Here is a 6,066-nt window from a genome sequence, read left to right as displayed (position 1 = left end):
CAAGTCGTGCGGCAACGCCCAAGGGTTTAAGACCCCCACCACTTTTTGGTGGACTTAAATCAGGTGGGGTCTGAATCCCCATCTGAATTCCTCCCCTTGTCCCCTTGTCCCCTTGTCCCCTTGTCCCCTTGTCCCCTTGTCTCTTTCTTCAATCCCATGTGGCTATCTTCATGAGCAATGGGCATTTTGGCATTGTTAAAAAAGCCGCGAAAACAATATGGTTTACCCTCCTTACAGATGAGAAAAACAGCAGTTACTATAGCTCAATGCTGATTCTTGTAAAAAAGCTTGTATATTAGCACAGTAAACACTGTGTCACATCTTAACAGAGGAATAAAACATGCTGGAATTATTGGGTTCAGGTTTGGTGTCGCTCTGGCTAGAGATGGCCGGGGTACAAATCAAACCTCTAGATGCCTTAGACGCTTTGACTTGGCAAAGTAGCCCTGGATTAGTTCTTGCCCCTGATCCCAATCCAGCTGGGGCTACTACGGTGCAGGAATATCTGAAACAGCTAGTAACATCGAAACTGATAGCGCAAAATCTGGCCCAGAGTCAGGGAATTTGGATGCAGTCGGGGCCCATGCTGATGGCAAATCACCAAGGTACAACGCCTCTGCCAGCTGCCTCTTTAACCAAAATTGCTACTTCATTAGTTGCTTTGAAAACCTGGGGCCCAGACTACCAATTTGATACCTTAGTCAGTGCCACTGGGCCAGTGGTAAATGGGGCTGTGCAGGGCGATTTGGTAATTACTGGTGGTGGCGATCCGATGTTTGTTTGGGAAGAAGCGATCGCTCTTGGTAATACTCTCAATAAAATGGGCATTAAGCAGGTAAAGGGAAATTTGCTCATTACTGGCAATTTTGCCATGAATTTCCAACGTCAGCCGATGCTAGCAGGTGTGATGCTCAAGCAAACACTAAATCGTGCGAGTTGGGGCCGCCCCGCTATTTATACACACTCAATCATGCCCAAGGGAACGCCCAAGCCTCAAGTTGTCATTGCTGGTGCAGTGAAATTTGAGGCGCAACCAAACCCCCGACAAACTTTGTTACTGCGTCATCGCTCATTGCCTTTGAAACAACTAATCAAAGAAATGAATGTTTACAGTAACAACGATATGGCAGAGATGCTGGCAGACTCAGTGGGAGGAGCGGCTGTAGTGCAGTCAACTGCTGCTAACCTTGCGAGAGTGCCACAAATGGAAATTCAGTTAATTAATGGTTCTGGATTGGGGCCGGAAAATCGCATTTCCCCAAGAGCTGCTTGTGCCATGTTGATGGCTATTCAAGCTGAAGCATCTGCCCATCAACTAAATCTGGCTGACTTGTTCCCCATGTCTGGATTTGATCACCGGGGGACACTACACGCCAGACACATTCCCCTTGCGACTGTGATTAAAACTGGCACTCTGCGGGATGTAAGCGCTTTGGCCGGAGTGATGCCCACACGCGATCGCGGTTTGGTTTGGTTTGCTATTATCAACCGGGGGACAAATGTCTGGGGTTTGCGGACTGGACAAGATCAACTTTTGCAAAGTGTTGTAAAACAATTACAACTACCTCCAACGGTTCCTATTACCCTCACTCCCCACTCAGCTATCAACTCTTTACCCCAGCTAGGTGCAGCTAATCGAAATGAAATTTTATTCAAAAGTTAGTTCATCTATATACCGTTAGAACAGAGAGTAAGCCAGTCTCATTCGCAATCCAAAAGTTTGTTTTATTGATGGGTAAAAACCGAACTTGTAAAGGGTAAATGTCCATAATAGCTTTTGGGTTAAATTTTCCATTAACTTGATTACAGGTAGTTCGCAAAATGCCCTAACCCCATTATTGGGGAGAGCAGGCGAAACCCCAAGTAAAAAGCCAACCTCAATTTTGTAAAAATAACTGTAAATAGATTTGTCACGACTAGGCAACAATTAAGCTTATAAATCAGGTTGTGATTATGCGATTTCTCAAATTACCCAGGTCTTTACGCCAACTCAGTACTCATGTTTTAGCGATCGTGCTAGGAGTTCTGCTAACCGTTAGCACATTGCAGGTGTTGCCCTCCCAAGCAGAACCAGCACCCATAGTAACTGCTGAAGATACTTCACAACTGATTGCCCAACGGCAATCACCAGCCACTGCTGCGATCAGTAGCACTAGCTTTGTCACAGCAGCAGTGAATCGTGTTGGCGCAGCAGTTGTCAGAATTGATACTGAGCGCACAATTGCTCGTCGCGTTGATCCATTTATGGAAGACCCCTTTTTCCGTCGATTTTTTGGTGAAGGTTTACCTCAGCAGATCCCTTCTGAGCAGTTACGCGGTGTAGGCTCAGGTTTCATTCTTGACAAGAGCGGATTAGTTCTAACTAATGCTCATGTGGTTGATAAAGCTGATAAAGTAACAGTCCGGCTCAAAGATGGTCGCACCTTTGAAGGGAAAGTTCAAGGTATTGATGAAGTCACAGATTTGGCAGTAGTCAAAATTAATGCTGGTAACGATTTACCAGTAGCGCCTTTGGGTTCTTCCAGTAACGTTCAAGTAGGAGACTGGGCGATCGCAGTTGGTAATCCTTTGGGATTTGACAACACCGTTACCTTGGGAATTGTCAGTACCCTGAAACGTTCCAGCGCCCAAGTTGGCATTAGTGACAAACGCTTAGATTTCATTCAAACAGACGCAGCCATTAACCCTGGTAACTCTGGCGGGCCACTATTGAATGGCCAAGGTGAAGTGATTGGCATTAACACAGCCATTCGTCCTGATGCAATGGGTATTGGGTTTGCAATTCCTATTGATAAAGCTAAAGCGATCGCCGCGCAATTGCAACGTGATGGCAAAGTTGCTCACCCCTATTTGGGCGTGCAAATGCTAACTTTGACACCCGATCTTGCCAAGCAAAATAACACCGATCCCAATTCTCCGATTCAGATACCAGAAATTAATGGTGTTTTTGTAATGCGAGTTGTCCCCAATTCTCCAGCCGCATCTGCGGGTATCCGGCGCGGGGATGTAATTCTTCAAGTTGATGGTAAAGTTATTACCAGTGCTGAACAATTGCAGAACGTTGTGGAAGACAGTCGTCTTGGTCAAGTATTACAGGTGAAAGTCCAACGAGGTAATCAGACACAGCAGCTTTCAGTCCGCACAGCCGAGTTGCAAAATGCTTCTTCTTAGAAGGGTAATATAGCCGATTTTAATAGTGTGGAATAGTAGGGGCACAGCAATACTGTGCCCTTTGTACATTTTGTATAGCAACCTTTTAGTCTATCTGGTCTAATCCTGCAATAACATCTTGGGCTGACTGATACCGAAATTTATTTGTATAGAAATTTGTTAAGGACACACCAGATCACACCATCTCGACAAAAAAGCGAACTGACAAGTCAGTGCTTGTGCATAGCTTACCCTCGTAAGCATCGCTCTACCACCGATTTCAAAATGCCAACAAATCTAAATCATTTAGCAACAATTAAAATTAGACCTTCACGGGCTAGTATTCCTTGAGGAAAGGCAGATTTAACATCGACTTGAACCTGATCAAGAAAATCATCATGATCATCTGGGTGATGATGAGAAATAACTAGCCGTTTGACGCCAGCATTAACACCTGCATTCACCGCAGCTTGCCAGAGTAAATCAGCAGAATCATGGTTGTGAGATGTAGGCGGAGTGTAAGTTGCATTGGCAATTAGCAAGTCAACACCTTGAATGAACTGTAAAATCCGCTCTCGCTCCACTTGATCGGCATTCTGGTGTAAATCCGTGACGTAGGCAACACTATACTCTTTCCAAGTGACTCGGTAGCCAACTGACCTCTGAGTTTGATTAATGAATGCAGTTGTAATGATGACATCATCTAGCTTAACGTCACTGTCTGGAGTGAGATTGTAAAATTGCAATTCCGACTGCATTACCTGTAAAGGGTAAGGAAAGTGTGGCTGGAGCATCTGATCGTACAGACATTGTTTGATTGAGGCTCCATTTGATGCAGCTGTGCCGTAAATATGGAAGCAATTTTCCCCAATAAATGCTGGAGCAAAAAAGGGAAACCCTTGAATTCTATTTGATTGGCAGTTGGTAAAAAATAAATGGGCTTCTAGTGGCTGTTGCATTTCTTGCCAAGTTTTACCCAGTATGCGTAAGCCAGTACCGCCATCAAAAATCAACCGTTTCCCGGCTACATGCATTTCTACACAAGCGGTATTACCACCATAACGACAGGTATGGCTACTTGGGGTGGGAATCAAACCTCTTACACCCCAAAATTGCACAATAAATTCATCTGCTGGGCTACTTGGCAGGGTAGATGACTTTTCAGGTACGTAGCTCTGGGAATCCAACAACTCAAAATTTGACATTTTCCTTGAAATTAGACCTTACTGAGCAGATCATCATAGTGCCGCACTTCTAAGAGCCTGTTTTTTTCGTCCACAATGACTACCGTAGGAGAGTAACTTTTTAACTCTTCTAGAGTGAACTGCCCGTAAGTCATTATAATCAAGCGATCGCCAATAATGCCTAGACGTGCCGCACCCCCATTTAGCTCAATTATTCCTGAATGGGCTGGAGCCGGGATCGCATAAGTAATAAAGCGCTGACCGTTGGCATTATTAACTACTTGCACCTGCTCATAGGGTAAGATGCCAGCTTTTTCTAAAAGCATTTCATCAATGCTGATACTACCCACATAGTTGATATTTGCTCCCGTGAGGGTGCAGTTATGAATTTTTGCCAAAAGGAGAGTGCGCTGCATTTGGGTTTGGGTTAGTGACAGATTTTACAATCCGTAACAAGTGAAAGTTATTAAAGTGAGGAGTGAGGAGCGATAAGTCAGGAGTGAGGAGTGAGAAATAAAAATTCATAACTCTTAACTTTTAACTCTTAACTCCTAACTCCTAACTCCTCTATTATCCTCTATAAGCTTTAACGGATTTTTCTACTAAAGCTGCAACTTTGTCCACATCTTGCCAACCGAGAATTTCAGTCACCTTTTTTTCCAAATTTTTATAACTACGGAAAAATTCGGCAATTTCATCTAAACGGTGTGGCGCTAAGTCATTCAGGGATTTGACCTGAGTGTAGCGCGGATCTTTGTCAGGAACACAAAGGATTTTTTCATCGCGATCGCCACCGTCAATCATCTCCAAAAAGCCAATAGGTCGTGCGGCAATCACACAGCCTGGAAAGGTTGGCTCGTCAATTATGACCATACCATCTAGGGGATCGCCATCATCAGCCAAAGTATTGGGTACAAAGCCGTAGTCATAAGGATATTGTACCGAGGAATAAAGTACTCGGTCTAGAGCAAAAGCTTCTAGTTCCTTGTCGTATTCGTATTTATTTTTACTTTTGCCAGTAATTTCAATCAGAACGTTGATTAGACCTGGTTTTGGTTGGGCAGGAATACGAGATAAGTCCACAAAAAACTCCTCTGATAACAATGAATCATGGGGGTACTCAGTCAGCTTCACTCCCCGTGTAGAATTTTAGGGCAATATGGATCTCTTTCTTCCCAACGTATTCATTTTCATTTCACAAGATAAGTAGGTAGGTGGGGAGGAGGAGGCAGAAGTTCTTCAATTTTGAATTTTGAATTGATTTCTCCCTGATCCTCCTCATCTCTGCCACTCCTAATTGCAATGGAAAAAGCGTTGTGAAGAAACTTCACAACGCTTTTTTCAAGAGGGTATTATTCTCTACCGTCCTTAATTGCTGTTGGAGGGATTTATTGCTGCATCTACTCTGTCAAGACAACTGATATCTAGAGTCACACAAGACAGATTTCAGCTTATTTCTGATGGACTACATCCAAATCTAGAGAAATTGTCTCAAAATCAGTTTTCTCTTTTTTTGTAGCTTTTCTGCTAGTGAAATCCTACTAGAAAGCTTTATCAATCTTGACTTCCTTTGAAATTTTGAACCAGGGGTTGCTGGTTATTTTGAACATTACTTGAAGAATAGTGGGCGATGACAAATACGGGGAGAATGAGAGTTAATAGAGCGATCGCAGTTCCCACAATGTCTGCCAAACGTTGGGAATATGTGTCGCTATTGGCAGACTGGCTATTT

The 6,066-nt window shown here is 43.7% G+C and carries 6 protein-coding genes; 2 read left to right on the top strand and 4 right to left on the bottom strand.

The genetic code is table 11. The features are described 5' to 3' along the window. Nucleotides 1-340: 340 nt before the first annotated feature. Complete coding sequence (locus tag VE944_RS01275; RefSeq protein WP_324971142.1) at nt 341-1,663, top strand: D-alanyl-D-alanine carboxypeptidase; 1,323 nt, start codon at nt 341-343, stop codon at nt 1,661-1,663. Nucleotides 1,664-1,953: 290 nt separating this feature from the next. Continuing rightward, complete coding sequence (locus VE944_RS01270; protein ID WP_324971140.1) at nt 1,954-3,171, top strand: HhoA/HhoB/HtrA family serine endopeptidase; 1,218 nt, start codon at nt 1,954-1,956, stop codon at nt 3,169-3,171. Between the two features lie 281 nt (nt 3,172-3,452). On the opposite strand, the gene VE944_RS01265 is transcribed toward VE944_RS01270, so the two are convergent. The 4 genes from VE944_RS01265 to VE944_RS34335 all read right to left on the bottom strand — a co-directional run. Next, entirely contained in the window at nt 3,453-4,355 is a 903-nt protein-coding gene (locus VE944_RS01265) for an MBL fold metallo-hydrolase (RefSeq protein ID WP_324971138.1), read from the bottom strand. A gap of 11 nt (nt 4,356-4,366) precedes the next feature. After that, entirely contained in the window at nt 4,367-4,750 is a 384-nt protein-coding gene (gene panD, locus VE944_RS01260; RefSeq protein ID WP_229485580.1) for an aspartate 1-decarboxylase, read from the bottom strand. A 154-nt stretch (nt 4,751-4,904) separates the two neighbouring features. Beyond that, complete coding sequence (locus VE944_RS01255; RefSeq protein WP_100901064.1) at nt 4,905-5,417, bottom strand: inorganic diphosphatase; 513 nt, start codon at nt 5,415-5,417, stop codon at nt 4,905-4,907. A gap of 471 nt (nt 5,418-5,888) precedes the next feature. Further along, nucleotides 5,889-6,066: TLTLP motif-containing protein (locus VE944_RS34335; protein WP_475483614.1), on the bottom strand; the 178-nt coding region annotated here is incomplete at its 5' end.

The sequence above is a fragment of the Nostoc sp. genome, assembly GCF_035638895.1.
Classification (GTDB): Bacteria; Cyanobacteriota; Cyanobacteriia; order Cyanobacteriales; family Nostocaceae; genus Nostoc.
This window is presented reverse-complemented; position numbering and strand designations above follow the sequence as displayed.

What these genes read in the sequence shown, in the direction of transcription:
- VE944_RS01275 (WP_324971142.1), top strand. Translation starts at nt 341, where the DNA reads ATGCTGGAATTATTGGGTTCAGGTTTGGTGTCGCTCTGGCTAGAGATG.
- VE944_RS01270 (WP_324971140.1), top strand. Translation starts at nt 1,954, where the DNA reads ATGCGATTTCTCAAATTACCCAGGTCTTTACGCCAACTCAGTACTCAT.
- VE944_RS01265 (WP_324971138.1), bottom strand. Translation starts at nt 4,355, where the DNA reads ATGTCAAATTTTGAGTTGTTGGATTCCCAGAGCTACGTACCTGAAAAG.
- panD (WP_229485580.1), bottom strand. Translation starts at nt 4,750, where the DNA reads ATGCAGCGCACTCTCCTTTTGGCAAAAATTCATAACTGCACCCTCACG.